This is a genomic window from Paraburkholderia sp. BR10882 (assembly GCF_040948855.1).
Taxonomy (GTDB): domain Bacteria; phylum Pseudomonadota; class Gammaproteobacteria; order Burkholderiales; family Burkholderiaceae; genus Paraburkholderia; species Paraburkholderia nodosa_A.
On sequence record NZ_JBFPKP010000011.1, the window covers coordinates 28240 to 41824 of the forward strand.

The following is a 13585-nucleotide window of genomic DNA, read 5'->3' on the forward strand; positions in this document are numbered from 1 at the left end:
TGGCATCCCTTTTTTCAACAGGCGCGATCAGTGCGCGAACAACCTCACTCCACCGTCACCGATTTCGCGAGGTTACGCGGCTTGTCCACATCGGTGCCGCGCACGCACGCCGTGTGATACGCGAGCAGTTGCAGCGGCACGACGTGCAGGATCGGTGACAGCAGCCCGTAGTGCTCCGGCATGCGGATCACGTGGATGCCGTCTTCGCTCGTGATGTGCGTATCGGCGTCGGCGAACACGTACAGCTGGCCGCCGCGCGCGCGCACTTCCTGCATGTTCGACTTGAGCTTCTCGAGCAGCGCGTCGTTGGGCGCGACCGTCACCACGGGCATCGCCTCGGTCACGAGCGCAAGCGGCCCGTGCTTGAGCTCGCCGGCCGGATACGCCTCGGCGTGGATGTACGAGATTTCCTTGAGCTTGAGCGCGCCTTCGAGCGCGATCGGGTAATGCAGCCCGCGCCCGAGGAACAAGGCGTTTTCCTTGCGCGCGAATTCTTCGGACCACGCGATGATCTGCGGCTCCAGCGCGAGCACGCCGTTGAGCGCGGCCGGCAGATGGCGCAGCAGTTTCAGGTGCGCGCTTTCCTGTTCGGCATTCACATGGCCGCGCAGCTTGCCGAGCGTGACGGCGAGAATGAAAAGGCCGACGAGCTGCGTGGTGAACGCCTTCGTCGACGCGACGCCGATCTCGCGCCCTGCGTGCGTGAGGAACTTGAGCGCGGTGAGCCGCACCATCGCGCTCGTCGCCACGTTGCACACGGCGAGCGTGTGCGCCATGCCGAGCGACTGCGCGTGCTTGAGCGCGGCGAGCGTGTCCGCGGTTTCGCCCGACTGCGAGATCGTCACGACGAGCGCGCGCGGATTCGGCACCGACTCGCGATAGCGGTATTCGCTCGCGATCTCGACATCGGTGCGGATCTTCGCGATCGACTCGAGCCAGTACTTCGCCGTGAGGCCCGCGTAATAGCTCGTGCCGCACGCGAGAATCAGGATGCTGTCGATGCCCTTGAACACCTCGCCCGCGTTCTCGCCGAAGAGTTCGGGCGTGAAGGCGTCGGTGGCGGGAATCGTGTCGGAGATCGCGCGCGGCTGCTCGAAGATTTCCTTCTGCATGTAGTGGCGATACGGGCCGAGATCGACCGCGCCGCCATACGCGCCATAGGCCTGCACGTCGCGCACTTCGCGCGTCACGATATTGCCCGCGCGATCGGCGATGCGCACGCCTTCCAGCGTGATCTCGCACACATCGCCCTCTTCCAGATAGCTGATGTGCTCGGCGCTGCCCGCGATGGCGAGCCCGTCCGACGCGATGAAATTCTCACCCTTGCCATAGCCCACCACGAGCGGCGACCCGGCGCGCGCGCCGACCACCGTATGCGGCTGGCTCTTGTGCACCACGCCGATCGCATACGCGCCCGCGAGTTGCTGCACGGCTGCGCGCACGGCGGCAAACAGGTCGCCCTGATACAGGCTGTGAATCAGATGGGCGATGACTTCGGTGTCGGTCTGCGAAACGAATTCGTAGCCCTTCGCGCGCAGCATTTCGCGCAGCGACTCGTAGTTCTCGATGATGCCGTTGTGCACGATCGCGAGCGTGTCGCGCGAGAAGATCGGGTGCGCATTGTTCACCGTGGGCGCACCGTGCGTGGCCCAGCGCGTGTGCGCGATACCGGTCACGCCTTCGAAGTGCGACTCGCGCACCTGCTCGTCGAGCTCGGCCACGCGCGCCACGCTGCGCACGCGCTGCGGGCCGTCGGTCGTCACGACGGCCACGCCGCACGAGTCGTAGCCGCGATATTCGAGCCGCCGCAGTCCTTCGATCAGGACGGGAACGATGTTACGAAGCGCAACCGCGCCAACGATGCCGCACATGGATTCGATCCTTTGCAATGAGAGGCGTGGGCGCCGCGCGCTTGTCGTGCGACAGGCGGTGCCCGCAATTCAACCGTTCAGTTCTTTTTCTTCACCGGCCGAACGTAGCCGGTTTTCGCGATCTGCGTTTTTTCGTTGAGCACGAGCGTGGCTTCCGGCACGTCCTTCCACACCGTCGTGCCCGCCGCGATCGTCACGCCGCGGCCCACGCGCACGGGCGCGACGAGCTGCGTATCCGAGCCCACGAACACGTTGTCCTCGATGATTGTGCGGTGCTTGTTCGCGCCGTCGTAATTGCAGGTGATGGTGCCCGCGCCGATGTTCACGCCCGCGCCGACATCGGCGTCGCCCACGTAGCTCAGGTGATTCGCCTTCGAGCCCACGCCGATGTTCGCGTTCTTCACCTCGACGAAGTTGCCCACGTGAACTTCATCGGCGAGCTTCGCGCCGGGACGCAGACGCGCATACGGCCCGAGCACCGCGTTCGCGCCGACAGCCGCGTTTTCGATATGCGTGTAGGCGTCCACGCGCGTGCCCGCTCCGAGCGACGCGCTGCGAATCACGCAGTTCGGGCCCACGCTCACGTTGTCCGCCAGCGTCACCTCGCCTTCGAATACGCAGTTCACGTCGATGAACACGTCGCGCCCGCAGTGAAGCGAGCCGCGCACGTCGATGCGCGCGGGGTCCGCGAGCGTCACGCCCGCCACGAGCAGCGCCTCGGCCACGTTGCGCTGATGCACGCGCTCGAGTTCGGCGAGCTGCTGCTTGCTGTTCACGCCGAGCGTTTCCCATTCGTCGTCGGGCTGCGCGGTCACGGCCGGGTGACCGGCGGCGATTGCGGCTTCGACCACGTCGGTGAGGTAGTACTCGCCCTGCGCGTTGTCGTTCTTCAGCGCGGCGAGCCATCCCGCGAGCGGCGCGGTCGGCGTCACGACGATGCCCGTGTTGATCTCGGCGATCTTGCGCTGCGCCTCGTTCGCGTCCTTCTGCTCGACGATGCGCTCGACCTTGCCTGCCGCGTCGCGCACGATGCGGCCGTAACCGGTCGGGTCGTCGAGCGTGACGGTGAGGATGCCGTAGCCGTTCTCGCCAGCGGTGTCGACGAGACGCTCGAGCGTGGAAGCGCGCGTGAGCGGTACGTCGCCGTAGAGCACGAGCGTGGGCACGTTCGCGTCGAGCAGCGGCAGCGCCTGCGCGAGCGCGTGGCCCGTGCCGAGCTGCTGCGCCTGCAGCGCGAACTGGACGTCGGGCGCGCCGACGGCTTCGCGCACGGCCTCGCCGCCATGGCCGACCACGACGACGAGCCGGGTGGGCGACAGCGTGCGGGCGGTATCGATGACGTGCGAGAGGAGCGGCTTGCCGGCGAGCGGATGGAGCACTTTCGGCAGCGCGGAGTGCATGCGTTTGCCCATGCCTGCCGCGAGGATCACGATGTTCATTGCATCAGTGACTGAATGAGGATGAAGCGGCCGATTTTAGCATGCGGGATATCCCCGACACGCCGGCCGGCCGGGCTCTCGTGCCCCGAAAAACATTGTTTTACAACTGCTTTTCTTCGGATCGACAGGCGAAAGTAAAAACGCTCCGATGCGGGGTCGGAGCGTTTCAGAACCACAGAGACGATCTGAGGTAAGGCTCAAAGATCGTCGAACGGCGTGAACTTGATCGCCGTGCCTTCCGTGGGCGCCGGGTCGGTCGAGCACGGCTCTTCGTCGAACGCGATGTCGCCGGCCGGGTCGGCCACGCCCGTCGCGCGCAGGTCCGCGAAGTTGAACAGGTTCGCGTCCATGAGATGCGACGGCACGACGTTGCCTAGCGCGTTGAACATGTTCTCCACGCGGCCCGGGAAGCGCTTGTCCCACTCGCGGATCAGCGCCTTCATCTCCGCGCGCTTCAGGTTCGGCTGGCTGCCGCACAGGTTGCATGGAATGATCGGGAATTCGCGCAGCACCGCGTACTTCTCGAGATCGGTTTCCTTCACATAGGCAAGCGGCCGGATCACGACGTTCTTGCCGTCGTCGGACTGCAGCTTGGGCGGCATGCCCTTGAGCTTGCCGCCGTAGAACAGGTTCAGCAGCAGCGTCTGGAGAATGTCATCGCGATGATGGCCGAGCGCGATCTTGGTCGCGCCCAGTTCGCCCGCCACGCGGTACAGAATGCCGCGACGCAGGCGCGAGCACAGCGAGCAGGTCGTCTTGCCCTCGGGTACGAGGCGCTTGACGATGCTGTACGTGTCCTGGTTCTCGATGTGGTACGGCACGCCTACCTTGTCGAGATATTCGGGCAGCACGTGCTCCGGGAAGCCCGGCTGCTTCTGGTCGAGGTTCACGGCCACGATGTCGAAGTCGATCGGCGCGCGCTCGCGCAGGCGCAGCAGCACGTCGAGCATCGCGTAACTGTCCTTGCCGCCCGACAGGCAAACCATGACCTTGTCGCCGTTCTCGATCATCTTGTAGTCGCCGATCGCCTGGCCGACCTGACGCACGATGCGCTTGAACAGCTTGTTGTTCTCGTAGGCTTCCTTCTGCTCGCGGCGCGTGAGCACCTGGCGGCCCGTCTCTTCGGTCGCGGCGTCCTCGCCAACGGGTAGCGTTTCGGGGGCGTTCATGAATCAGTCCTCTTTGATGCGAAAGACCTCGACGCCCACCGCGTCGCAGTCCGGATAAACGTCGGGCTTCTCGGTCGAAACGCGCACCGCGCGCACGAGTTCGTGCGAAAGCAGCGCCGCGGCGAGATCGTCGCAGAGCGTCTCCTGCAGATGGATATGGCCTTTGCCCACGCGTTCGGCGACGGTCGAGCGCATGAAGTCGTAGTCGACGACTTCGCGCAGCTTGTCCTCTTGCGGCGTGGTCGAAGCAAGCGGCACGAACAGGTCGACATTGATGATGACGCGCTGTTCGCCGCGCTTCTCGAACTCATGCACCCCGATGTTGATGTGCACTTCGTAGTCGCGCAGGAAGAGCCGGCGGCAATCGGCGAGCCGGGGGTGAAGCAAAACGGTGGACATACGGGTTCCAGTCGATAAAAGCGTGCGTTCTCTCGCACGTATGCCGGCGCGGCGCGCCCGGCGGGTCGTTCAGCCGGTCTGCAAAACCGCTCGTGCGCGGCGGCTTGCATTCCTTTGTCTTCGTCAGCACCGCTGGCTCGCCGTTCTGCTGGCAGCGGGCTGTGCATTTAGTTGCAAAACTAGATGCAATCCACGTTCGGGCGTCAGCCGCCCGTCAAAAACATCACGTCGCGGGGCAGCGGCAGGAGGTGCTGGCCGCCGTCCACGACGAGCGTCGTGCCGGTCACGCCGGTCGCCCGCGCCAGATACAGCGCCGCTTCCACGAGATCGGCGGGCCGCGACGCGCGCTTGAGCGGCGTAACCTGGTGCGCGGCGGCGAAGCTCGCCGGCGTCTGGTCGCCCGACTGCAGCGTCAGGCCGGGCGCGAGCCCGACCACCCTCACCTTCGGCGCGAGTGCCTGGGCAAGCGCGACAGTGGCGTTCTGCAGCGCGGCCTTCGTCAGCGTGTACGACAGATAGTCGGGATTCATGTTGTACAGCTTCTGGTCGAGCACGTTGATCACACATGGGCGCAGCGTCTCGTCGTCCGCCGCCGCTTCGGGCGTTGCCTCGTACAGCATGCGCGAGAGCACGAGCGGCGCGCCCACGTTGATCGCCATCAGCTGCAGCAGCTTCGCGTAGCCCACATCCTGCGCCGTGTCCTCGTCGAAGCGCGAGGCATTGTTGAGCACGCACGCCGGACGACCGAGCGCCGCAACGCAGTCCGGCACGAGCCGCGCCACCTGGGCTTCGTCGCCGAGGTCGGCGTGCAGCGCCACAGCCCGGCGGCCCAGCGCCGCGATCTGCGCGACGACTTCGTCGGCGGCCTCGCGCGACTCGCCGTAATGGACCGCGACGTCCCAGCCGCGCTGCGCAAAGCCGAGCGAGAACTCGCGGCCAATACGGCGTGCTCCGCCCGTGACCAGCACGACGGGCGCCGCTACGCCAAAATCGGGGCGCGATCCGTTGTCGGATGCACTCATGTCGGCGTCAGCCGGGCGGATGCCGGGAGTTGCGCTCATTTACAATGCCGGGATGAATCCGAAAGCTCACGAACCCGATAGTTTACCTGTTCCCGAGCCGATCGCGCTCGCGCAGTCCGAGGCGCTCGCGGCCACGTTGCGCGCCGAGATCGCCGCGGCGGGCGGGTGGCTCCCGTTCGACCGCTACATGGAGCGCGCACTCTATGCGCCGGGACTCGGCTACTACGGCGGCGGCGCACGCAAATTCGGCCTCTTTGCCGGCGACGGCAGCGACTTCGTGACCGCGCCCGAGCTTTCGCCGCTCTTTGCCGCGACGCTCGCGCGCGCCGTGGGCGAAGCGCTCGCCGCCAGCGGCACGCACCGTCTGATGGAATTCGGTGCGGGCACGGGCCGCCTCGCGGCGGGTCTGATGCTCGCACTCGACGCAGCAGGCGTGGCGTTCGACTCCTACGCCATCGTCGATCTGTCGGGCGAGTTGCGCGAGCGCCAGCGCAAGACCATCGTGCAGCTCGCGCCGGCACTGCTGAGTCGCGTGACGTGGCTCGATGCGCTGCCCGCGCAGTTCGAAGGCGTGGTGATCGGCAACGAGGTGCTCGACGCCATGCCGGTGCGCCTCTTCTCGCGCAAGGACGCCGTCTGGCACGAGCGCGGCGTGAGCGCAAACGCAGAAGGCGCCTTCGTCTTTTCCGATCAGCCGGCGAACTCCGGGCGCGATGCCAACTGGCCCGAGAGCGCGCTCGCAGGCGTGGAAGGCAGCGAAGACTACGTGACCGAAACGCACGAAGCCGCACTCGCCTTCACGCGCACGGTTTGCGCGATGCTCCAGCGCGGCGCGGCGTTCTTCATCGACTATGGCTTTCCGCGCCACGAGTACTACCATGCGCAGCGCGCGCAAGGCACGCTGATGTGCCACTACCGGCACCGCGCGCATGGCGACCCGTTCCTCTATCCCGGTTTGCAGGACATCACCGCGCACGTGGAATTCACGGGCATTGCCGAAGCGGGCGTCGAAGCGGGCGCGGACCTGCTCGGCTATACCACACAGGCGCGCTTTCTGATGAACGCGGGCATTACCGACGTGCTGAGCGAGATCGATCCGCACGACGCGCAGCGCTTTCTGCCCGCCGCGAACGCGGTGCAGAAACTCGTATCGGAAAGCGAGATGGGCGAGCTGTTCAAGGTGATCGCGTTTTCGCGCGGCATCGACGAGACCATCGCGGCGTTTGCGCGCGGCGACCGCAGCCACACACTCTGACGCTCACGCCACGCGACCATGATCCGCTGGTTTCTCACCACCTTCATCGCCGTGGCGATTCTCTCGAGCGCCCAGCCCTGGCTCAGAAAGCTCGGCATCGGGCGGCTGCCGGGCGACATCACGCTGCGCATTTTCGGCCGCGAATATCCGCTGCCGTTCATGTCGACGCTCGTGCTTTCGATGGCGCTTTCGTTTCTCGTGCGCGTGCTCTGAACGCGCGCTCGACCGGTCAAGCCGTAGCGAGCGCGGCTTCCACCGCCGCCACGCGCGCCTCGTGCACCGCTTCCTTGATCTTCTCGGCGCCGCCGCGTTCGATCGAGCGCGCAATCGCCCCCGCATCGACGCCGCGCGCAGCCACGAGCGCGATCCGCAGGCGCTCCGCCTGCGGATAAGGCGCGTTCTCCCAGTTCAGCCGACCGCGCAAATCGGCCTCGCAGGCCTGCAACGCCTCGGCGAAACGCGCGGGTTTGCGCAGCGCGTCGCAACGTTCGAGCATGCGCACGAGCGCCGCCGCGCCCATCGCCATCACGCGATGCACGTTGCCGTGCTCGCGCGCGACCAGCACCGCCAGCTCGCGGCAGTCGTTGGGCACGCGCAGACGGTCGCACAGCGGTTTGAGCAGGTCGACGCTGCGCCCTTCGTGGCCGATGTGACGCGGCAGCACGTCCTCGGGCGTCGTGCCCTTGCCGAGATCGTGCGTGAGCGCCGCGAAGCGCACCGGCAGCGTGTAGCCCTGCGCGGCCGCATGGTCGATCACCATCATCACATGCACGCCGGTGTCGATCTCCGGGTGATAGTCGGCGCGCTGCGGTACGCCCCACAGCGCGTCGACCTCGGGCAGCACGCGCGCGAGCGCGCCGCAATCGCGCAGCACCTCGAACATGCGCGACGGCTTCGCTTCCATGAGACCGCGGGCGATTTCCTGCCAGACGCGCTCAGGCACGAGTGAATCGACTTCGCCCGAAGCGACCATCTCGCGCATGAGTTCGAGCGTTTCGGGCGCGACGGTGAAATCGGCGAATCGCGCGGCAAAGCGCGCGATACGAAGAATGCGCACGGGGTCTTCGAGAAACGCGTCGCTCACGTGGCGGAACACGCGCGCCTCGAGATCGCGCGCGCCGCCGAACGGATCGACGACCTCCCCAGTGAGCACGCCGCCCGGCTGCACTTCGCGCGCCATCGCGTTGATGGTGAGGTCGCGCCGCGCGAGATCTTCCTCGAGCGTCACGTCAGGCGCGTAGAAAAACTGGAAGCCGTGATAGCCGGCCGCCGTCTTGCGCTCGGTGCGCGCAAGCGCGTACTCCGCGTGCGTTTCGGGATGCAGAAAGACCGGGAAGTCCTTGCCCACCGGACGATAGCCCTGCGCGGCCATCTGCTCGGGCGTCGCGCCCACCACGACATAGTCGCGGTCGCGCACGGGCAGCCCGAGCATCTCGTCGCGGATCGCGCCGCCTACGACATAGATCTTCATTCGTCGTCGCGCTCGTCGTCCTGGACGATGTGCGTTTCGCGGCGCGCCGCCTCGACCCACTCGGTCACCGCCGGCAGTGCGCTCACGCGCTGTGCGTACGCCGCCGCTTCGGGCGAGAGCTTCGGCTGGTAGCTGTTGAAGCGCATGACGACCGGCGCGTACATCGCGTCGGCAATGCTGAACTCGCCGAACAGGAACGGCCCGCCGCTCGCGGCGAGACACTCGCGCCAGAGCGCGTCGATGCGCGCGACGTCGGCGAGCGCACCCGGCGTCGCGCCGGCGCCCGGCTTCACCTTGCGGATGTTCATCGGCATGTGGTTGCGCACTTCGCCGAAGCCCGAATGCATCTCCGCGCTCACACTGCGCGCGCGGGCGCGCGCGTTCGCGTCGCGCGGCCACAGCGCGTGCTGCGGGAAGCGCTCGGCGAGCGTCTCGGCAATCGCGAGCGAATCCCACACGGCAAAGCCGTCGTCGCCAACGAGGCACGGCACCTTGCCCGAGGCCGAGAACGCGAGGATCGACGACCTGGTGGCCGGCTCGTCGAGCTCGATCAACACCTCCTCGAACGCAATGCCGAAGTGCTTGAGCAGCACCCACGGACGCATCGACCACGACGAATAGTTCTTGTCTCCGAGTACGAGCTTCATTGTTCCAATGACCGTTGTGAGTTGAATAAGCGCCGGCTGAGAGTCCGCGTTGGGCTATCGGCCGGCACTGGCGCGAAAGATGTTCAGCCGCGAACGCAGCGAGGCGTCGGCGAGATAGAGCGGCGCGATCGTCTCGATGCTCGCGGGCTCGATATCGAGCTCGGGGGCGAGCGGCCCGGTCAGCACGCTGTCCACCTTCATCGAATCGAGATTATCGCGCGTGAGCACCGGCACGCCCGGCGCCATTTCGAACGAGAGCGCCTGCAGGCGGCCGAACGCGTCGGGCAGCCGCACGATGCGCGCGTGCCGACCCACCACTTCGCCGCAATACTGCAGCAACTGTTCGAGCGTGTAGACCGTCGGGCCGCCGAGTTCGTAAGTGTGCCCGCTCGCGGCGTCGAGATCGAGCACGTTGACGATCGCCTTCGACACATCGCCCACGAACACCGGCTGGAACTTCGCGTCGGGCATAGCGAGCGGAATCATCGGGAAGAGCCGCTGCAGGAGCGCGAAACGGTTGAGGAAGGTGTCCTCGGGACCGAACACGACGGAAGGCCGGAAGATGGTCGTAGCGAGCGCCGGGGCCGCGTGCACGGCTTTCTCGCCGTCGCCCTTGGAGCGCAGGTACATGCTCGGCCCGCGCGGGTCGGCGCCGAGGGCGCTCACGTGGATCAGGCGATGGACGCCCTTGCCCTCGCAGGCGGCGACGATCTTCGTGGGCAAGTCGACGTGCAGCTTCGCGAAGCCCGGGCCGTAGGGATCGCCGCGCCCGCCGTTGAGCGTGCCGACGAGATTGATGACCGCGTCCGCATTTTCGACGAACGCCGCGAGCGCGACCGGATCGGACACATCGGCCTCGATCACGTCGACGGGCAGCAGGGTGAGATGGCGGGCGTTGTAGCGGCGTCGGGTGGCGACGCGCACGTCCTTGCCCGCCTCGACGAGCGCGTTGACGAGATGGCTGCCGATGAATCCCGAACCGCCGATGACCGCAATGGCTTGATGTCGCATCTTCGACCTCCTCGGGCAGGCGGCGCCGCCGCGTACGAGGTCCGGTTCGTCCCGCGGCGCGCCAGTCAGAAGACGGAGCACGCAGCGTGCCGTCTGCCGTGCGCGTTTCCGTATGAAGGGAAGCGGCGCGGTCCAACGGCCCGGCGCTTACGGCGAGATATAGCCGAGACGCGCCTTCAGCGATTGCGGACGGCCCTCGAACAGCGCCGCATAGTAGACCGTGTTCGACAACACGTTTTTCACGTAATCGCGGGTTTCCTGGAACGGAATGGTTTCCGCGAAGATGGCGCCCTCGACGCCGCCCTGCAAAGTCTGGCGCCATGCGCGCGGGCGGCCCGGCCCGGCGTTGTAGCCCGCGGTGGCGAGCACGGCGGAGCCGTCGAACTGATTGTAGATCATCGACAAATAATTCGTTCCGAGCAGGATATTGGTGTCGAGATCGTTGAGCTGGTCGCGCGACAGGGGCCCGAGGCCGATCTTCTTCGCCACCATCTGCGCCGTGGCCGGCATGATCTGCATGAGGCCGCTCGCCCCCACGCCCGATTTCGCATTGAGAATGAAACGCGATTCCTGGCGAATCAGGCCGTAGGCCCATTCGACGTCGAGGCCGCTCGTTTGCGCGTCGCGCTCCACGACGTCGCGGAACGGCGCGAGATAGCGCAGCGAGAAGTCGTGCTCCGTTTGCGTGCGGTCGGCCGTGTTGACAGTGCGGTCGAGCAACTGGATGCGTTTCGCGTATTCGGCGACGGCGAGCAGCTGCCGGTCGCTCATGCCGCGCAGCGGCCAGTTCCATTCGCGATTGCCTTCGAGCCGCAGATTCAGCGCATAGAAGCGCTGCGCGAGCGCGAAGCCCGGCGTTTGCGCAGCCTGGGCGATCTCGGCGTCGCTCACCGTGGTCTTCGGCGGGATGGTGATCTTCTGGCCGAGTTCTTCGGTGGCGAGCTGGCCGTAGAAGTGATAGCCCTGCGAAATCGACGCGAATTCCTGGTTCGCTGCGCCCGTTTCGCCGGCCTGTTTGAGCGCGCGTGCGTGCCAGTACACCCACGACGGCTGCGCGCGCAGCGCGGCCGGCATCTGTTCGATCGACCAGCGCACCATGGTCCAGTCGCCGCCCAGCAGCGCGGCGCGCGTACGCCATTCGTAAGCCGGGTTCGAGAGAGGCGCATTGGCCGAGAGGCGGTACCAGCCGAGCGAAGCGGGCAGGCGCTTCAACGCCCCTTGATAGCCGATCGTGCCCCAGCCTGTCGCGCGCTCCGGCGAACTGAGCTGCGGTGCGACAGTGGCGAAGGTGGCCGCTGCCATGGCCGGATCGTTGGCCGCCATCACGGTGACGGCGAGCAGCGCGAGCTGGTGCGATTGCGGGTCGGCGGTGACGCCTTGCGCGAGCGTGAGCGGCGGCGTGCTCACGGCCTGGCTGAACGCGGTCGGGTCGGGGCGCTGCGAAAGGCCGTCGAGCAGCTTCGCGCCGGTCGAGGTCTGGTTCTGCTCGTAGGCGAGGCGGATCTGCTGCCACACGTCGTCGCTCGAGAACTGGCCTTTGATGGCAAGCGCGGTGATGAGATCGACGCAGCCGTCGCCGTAATAGCGCGGCTCGGTGAGCAGCGCACGCGCGTCGTTCGCGACGTTCTCGCCGCGCGCCGCGCGCGACTCCAGCGCGTAGCACTTCACCTGCGTGTCGTCGTTGAGCACGAAGCGCGAATATTGCTGGTCGAAATTCGTCCAGTCGTGGCGCGCGCCGAGCACGGTCAGATAGTCGTTGCGCATGCGGTCGGCGATCGCCTGACCGTCGTAGCGCTGCAGGAACGACAGCACCGGCGCGTCGGGCGCGTCGATGCGCGCATGGCCCTGCGAATCGAACAGCTGCGGCTTGAGCTGGAAGTATTCGAGGTACGACGGCGCCGGGTAGTCGGGAATCATCGCAGCGAGTTGCGCGGCGCGCGCGGGATCGTTGTTGCGCGCGGCTTCGCGAAGCTGGATGAAAGTCTGATCGTCGTTGGAAAGGACTGCGCCTATGGGCAGTGCGACGGGGCGCACGGCGTCCGCCGTGCTGCATGCTACGAGCGCCGCGGCAGTCAGTGCGAGACCGACCACGCGATATACTCGGACAAGGCGTTTGGACATCGTTATTTCTGGAGCGCGAGGTGAACCCAAGCATAGCACGCAACCCTCACACGGAATCCAAAAAGGACTGGCGTGCAAGGCTGCTTCCTCGGCGAATTGAGGCGGCTTCCGACGTGGCAATCGGTGCGGCACTCGCGGCTCGTCTCGATGCGCTCGTCGCGCAATTTTCGCCGCGTTCGATCGGGTTCTACTGGCCCTTGCGCGGCGAGTTCGATGCGCGCGCCTGGATCACCGCCTGGCTCGCCGCCGATGCGTCACGCCGCGCCGCCCTCCCCGCCATTCCCGAGCGCCATACGCCACTCGTCTTTCACGCCTGGACGCCCGATGCTCCGATGTGCGAAGGCCATCACGGGATCCTCGAGCCGCAATCGCAGGAAGTGATCGTGCCTGATCTTCTTTTCGTGCCCTGCGTGGGTTTCGATCGCGACGGCTATCGCCTCGGTTACGGCGGCGGCTACTACGACCGCACGCTGGCCGCCTGGCCGGGCGTTGCGTTGCCCGTCACGGTTGGCATTGCGTATGAAGCATGCCGCATCGACGACGGCGTGCTTGCGCGCGAGGCGCACGACCTGCCGCTCGACGCCGTGGTGACGGAAGCCGCCACGCACCTTTGCCAACGTTCACGTGAACGTTGAACGCTGAACGCGCCTTGATCGCTCAGAGCGAAGCCGCCGCGCGCGCGGCCGTGTCATAGAGCCCCGACGCATTGCGCATGAGTTGCGCGGCATCGCCGATCTGCTGATTCGTGAGGCCGCTTTCCTTGAGCGTCGCGATGAGGCAGCTCTCGCGCACGTCGCGATAGCGCAGGCACAGCGCCTGGCCTTCCGGCGTGACCGAAAAGAAGACTTCCTTGCCGGTCTTTTCGCTTTTTACATACCCTCTTGAGACGAGCTTCTTCAACGCATACGTGGCCACGTGCGTGTCCTCGATGTTGAGCACGAAGCAGATATCCGCGAGCTTCTTGCGCCGCTCGCGATGGCCGACGTGATGGAGCAGCGACACCTCGATCGGCGTCATGTCCTTCACGCCCGCCGCCGACATGCAGCGCACCATCCAGCGGTTGAACGCATTGCTCGCCATGATGAGCGCGTACTCGAATTCGGAAAGCTCGGCGCTCGACTCGGAGACGAGATGTTCGGACGAAACGATCTTGGTCGGCTGGCGCGACATGGCAGATAAC

General features: G+C 66.4%; 13 protein-coding genes. 3 read left to right on the plus strand and 10 right to left on the minus strand.

Going from position 1 to position 13585, the window contains the following annotated elements; all coding sequences use genetic code 11:
• Window positions 1–44 precede the first annotated feature (44 nt).
• From glmS to AB3X99_RS25500, 5 genes are all read right to left on the minus strand, one after another.
• Window positions 45–1871 carry a glutamine--fructose-6-phosphate transaminase (isomerizing) gene (gene glmS, locus AB3X99_RS25480; RefSeq protein ID WP_368618510.1) on the minus strand — a complete coding sequence of 609 codons (1827 nt, stop codon included), beginning with the start codon at window positions 1869–1871 and terminating at the stop codon, window positions 45–47.
• 77 nt (window positions 1872–1948) lie between these two features.
• Complete coding sequence (glmU, locus tag AB3X99_RS25485; protein ID WP_368618511.1) at window positions 1949–3310, minus strand: bifunctional UDP-N-acetylglucosamine diphosphorylase/glucosamine-1-phosphate N-acetyltransferase GlmU; 1362 nt, start codon at window positions 3308–3310, stop codon at window positions 1949–1951.
• Window positions 3311–3507: 197 nt separating this feature from the next.
• On the minus strand, window positions 3508–4479 hold the full coding sequence (gene ttcA, locus AB3X99_RS25490; RefSeq protein ID WP_368618512.1) for a tRNA 2-thiocytidine(32) synthetase TtcA: 972 nt from the start codon (window positions 4477–4479) through the stop codon (window positions 3508–3510).
• Between the two features lie 3 nt (window positions 4480–4482).
• Window positions 4483–4878, minus strand: coding sequence for a dihydroneopterin aldolase (locus AB3X99_RS25495; RefSeq protein WP_069264253.1), 396 nt, complete (start codon window positions 4876–4878; stop codon window positions 4483–4485).
• A gap of 203 nt (window positions 4879–5081) precedes the next feature.
• Window positions 5082–5900 (minus strand): SDR family oxidoreductase, encoded by an 819-nt coding sequence (locus tag AB3X99_RS25500; protein WP_069264255.1) that lies wholly within the window; start codon window positions 5898–5900, stop codon window positions 5082–5084.
• A gap of 52 nt (window positions 5901–5952) precedes the next feature.
• On the opposite strand from AB3X99_RS25500, the gene AB3X99_RS25505 reads away from it, so the two are divergent.
• Window positions 5953–7155 carry a class I SAM-dependent methyltransferase gene (locus tag AB3X99_RS25505; RefSeq protein ID WP_069264700.1) on the plus strand — a complete coding sequence of 401 codons (1203 nt, stop codon included), beginning with the start codon at window positions 5953–5955 and terminating at the stop codon, window positions 7153–7155.
• 18 nt (window positions 7156–7173) lie between these two features.
• On the plus strand, window positions 7174–7368 hold the full coding sequence (locus AB3X99_RS25510) for a DUF2905 domain-containing protein (RefSeq protein ID WP_158758829.1): 195 nt from the start codon (window positions 7174–7176) through the stop codon (window positions 7366–7368).
• 16 nt (window positions 7369–7384) lie between these two features.
• Here AB3X99_RS25510 and AB3X99_RS25515 read toward each other — a convergent pair whose 3' ends face one another.
• The 4 genes from AB3X99_RS25515 to AB3X99_RS25530 all read right to left on the minus strand — a co-directional run bounded on the left by AB3X99_RS25515 (window position 7385) and on the right by AB3X99_RS25530 (window position 12405).
• On the minus strand, window positions 7385–8626 hold the full coding sequence (locus AB3X99_RS25515; protein WP_368618513.1) for a multifunctional CCA addition/repair protein: 1242 nt from the start codon (window positions 8624–8626) through the stop codon (window positions 7385–7387).
• Entirely contained in the window at window positions 8623–9273 is a 651-nt protein-coding gene (locus tag AB3X99_RS25520) for a glutathione S-transferase family protein (protein ID WP_368618514.1), read from the minus strand. The genes AB3X99_RS25515 and AB3X99_RS25520 overlap by 4 nt, the downstream gene beginning before the upstream one ends.
• Window positions 9274–9327: 54 nt before the next feature.
• On the minus strand, window positions 9328–10284 hold the full coding sequence (locus AB3X99_RS25525; RefSeq protein ID WP_342949226.1) for a complex I NDUFA9 subunit family protein: 957 nt from the start codon (window positions 10282–10284) through the stop codon (window positions 9328–9330).
• 147 nt (window positions 10285–10431) lie between these two features.
• Window positions 10432–12405, minus strand: coding sequence for a transglycosylase SLT domain-containing protein (locus tag AB3X99_RS25530; RefSeq protein WP_368606131.1), 1974 nt, complete (start codon window positions 12403–12405; stop codon window positions 10432–10434).
• Between the two features lie 8 nt (window positions 12406–12413).
• Here AB3X99_RS25530 and AB3X99_RS25535 point away from each other — a divergent pair, with 8 nt between their 5' ends.
• Complete coding sequence (locus AB3X99_RS25535) at window positions 12414–13040, plus strand: 5-formyltetrahydrofolate cyclo-ligase (protein ID WP_342949257.1); 627 nt, start codon at window positions 12414–12416, stop codon at window positions 13038–13040.
• Window positions 13041–13062: 22 nt separating this feature from the next.
• Here the strand turns inward: AB3X99_RS25535 and AB3X99_RS25540 are convergent, their stop codons facing one another.
• The gene (locus AB3X99_RS25540) at window positions 13063–13575 is read right to left on the minus strand and encodes a winged helix DNA-binding protein (protein ID WP_028212076.1); all 513 of its coding nucleotides are present in this window, start codon (window positions 13573–13575) and stop codon (window positions 13063–13065) included.
• Between the last annotated feature and the right edge of the window lie 10 nt (window positions 13576–13585).

Excerpts from the sequence above, each read along its gene's own strand:
- glmS (WP_368618510.1), bottom strand. The coding sequence starts at position 1,871 with ATGTGCGGCATCGTTGGCGCGGTTGCGCTTCGTAACATCGTTCCCGTC.
- glmU (WP_368618511.1), bottom strand. The coding sequence starts at position 3,310 with ATGAACATCGTGATCCTCGCGGCAGGCATGGGCAAACGCATGCACTCC.
- ttcA (WP_368618512.1), bottom strand. The coding sequence starts at position 4,479 with ATGAACGCCCCCGAAACGCTACCCGTTGGCGAGGACGCCGCGACCGAA.
- AB3X99_RS25495 (WP_069264253.1), bottom strand. The coding sequence starts at position 4,878 with ATGTCCACCGTTTTGCTTCACCCCCGGCTCGCCGATTGCCGCCGGCTC.
- AB3X99_RS25500 (WP_069264255.1), bottom strand. The coding sequence starts at position 5,900 with ATGAGTGCATCCGACAACGGATCGCGCCCCGATTTTGGCGTAGCGGCG.
- AB3X99_RS25505 (WP_069264700.1), top strand. The coding sequence starts at position 5,953 with ATGAATCCGAAAGCTCACGAACCCGATAGTTTACCTGTTCCCGAGCCG.
- AB3X99_RS25510 (WP_158758829.1), top strand. The coding sequence starts at position 7,174 with ATGATCCGCTGGTTTCTCACCACCTTCATCGCCGTGGCGATTCTCTCG.
- AB3X99_RS25515 (WP_368618513.1), bottom strand. The coding sequence starts at position 8,626 with ATGAAGATCTATGTCGTAGGCGGCGCGATCCGCGACGAGATGCTCGGG.
- AB3X99_RS25520 (WP_368618514.1), bottom strand. The coding sequence starts at position 9,273 with ATGAAGCTCGTACTCGGAGACAAGAACTATTCGTCGTGGTCGATGCGT.
- AB3X99_RS25525 (WP_342949226.1), bottom strand. The coding sequence starts at position 10,284 with ATGCGACATCAAGCCATTGCGGTCATCGGCGGTTCGGGATTCATCGGC.
- AB3X99_RS25530 (WP_368606131.1), bottom strand. The coding sequence starts at position 12,405 with ATGTCCAAACGCCTTGTCCGAGTATATCGCGTGGTCGGTCTCGCACTG.
- AB3X99_RS25540 (WP_028212076.1), bottom strand. The coding sequence starts at position 13,575 with ATGTCGCGCCAGCCGACCAAGATCGTTTCGTCCGAACATCTCGTCTCC.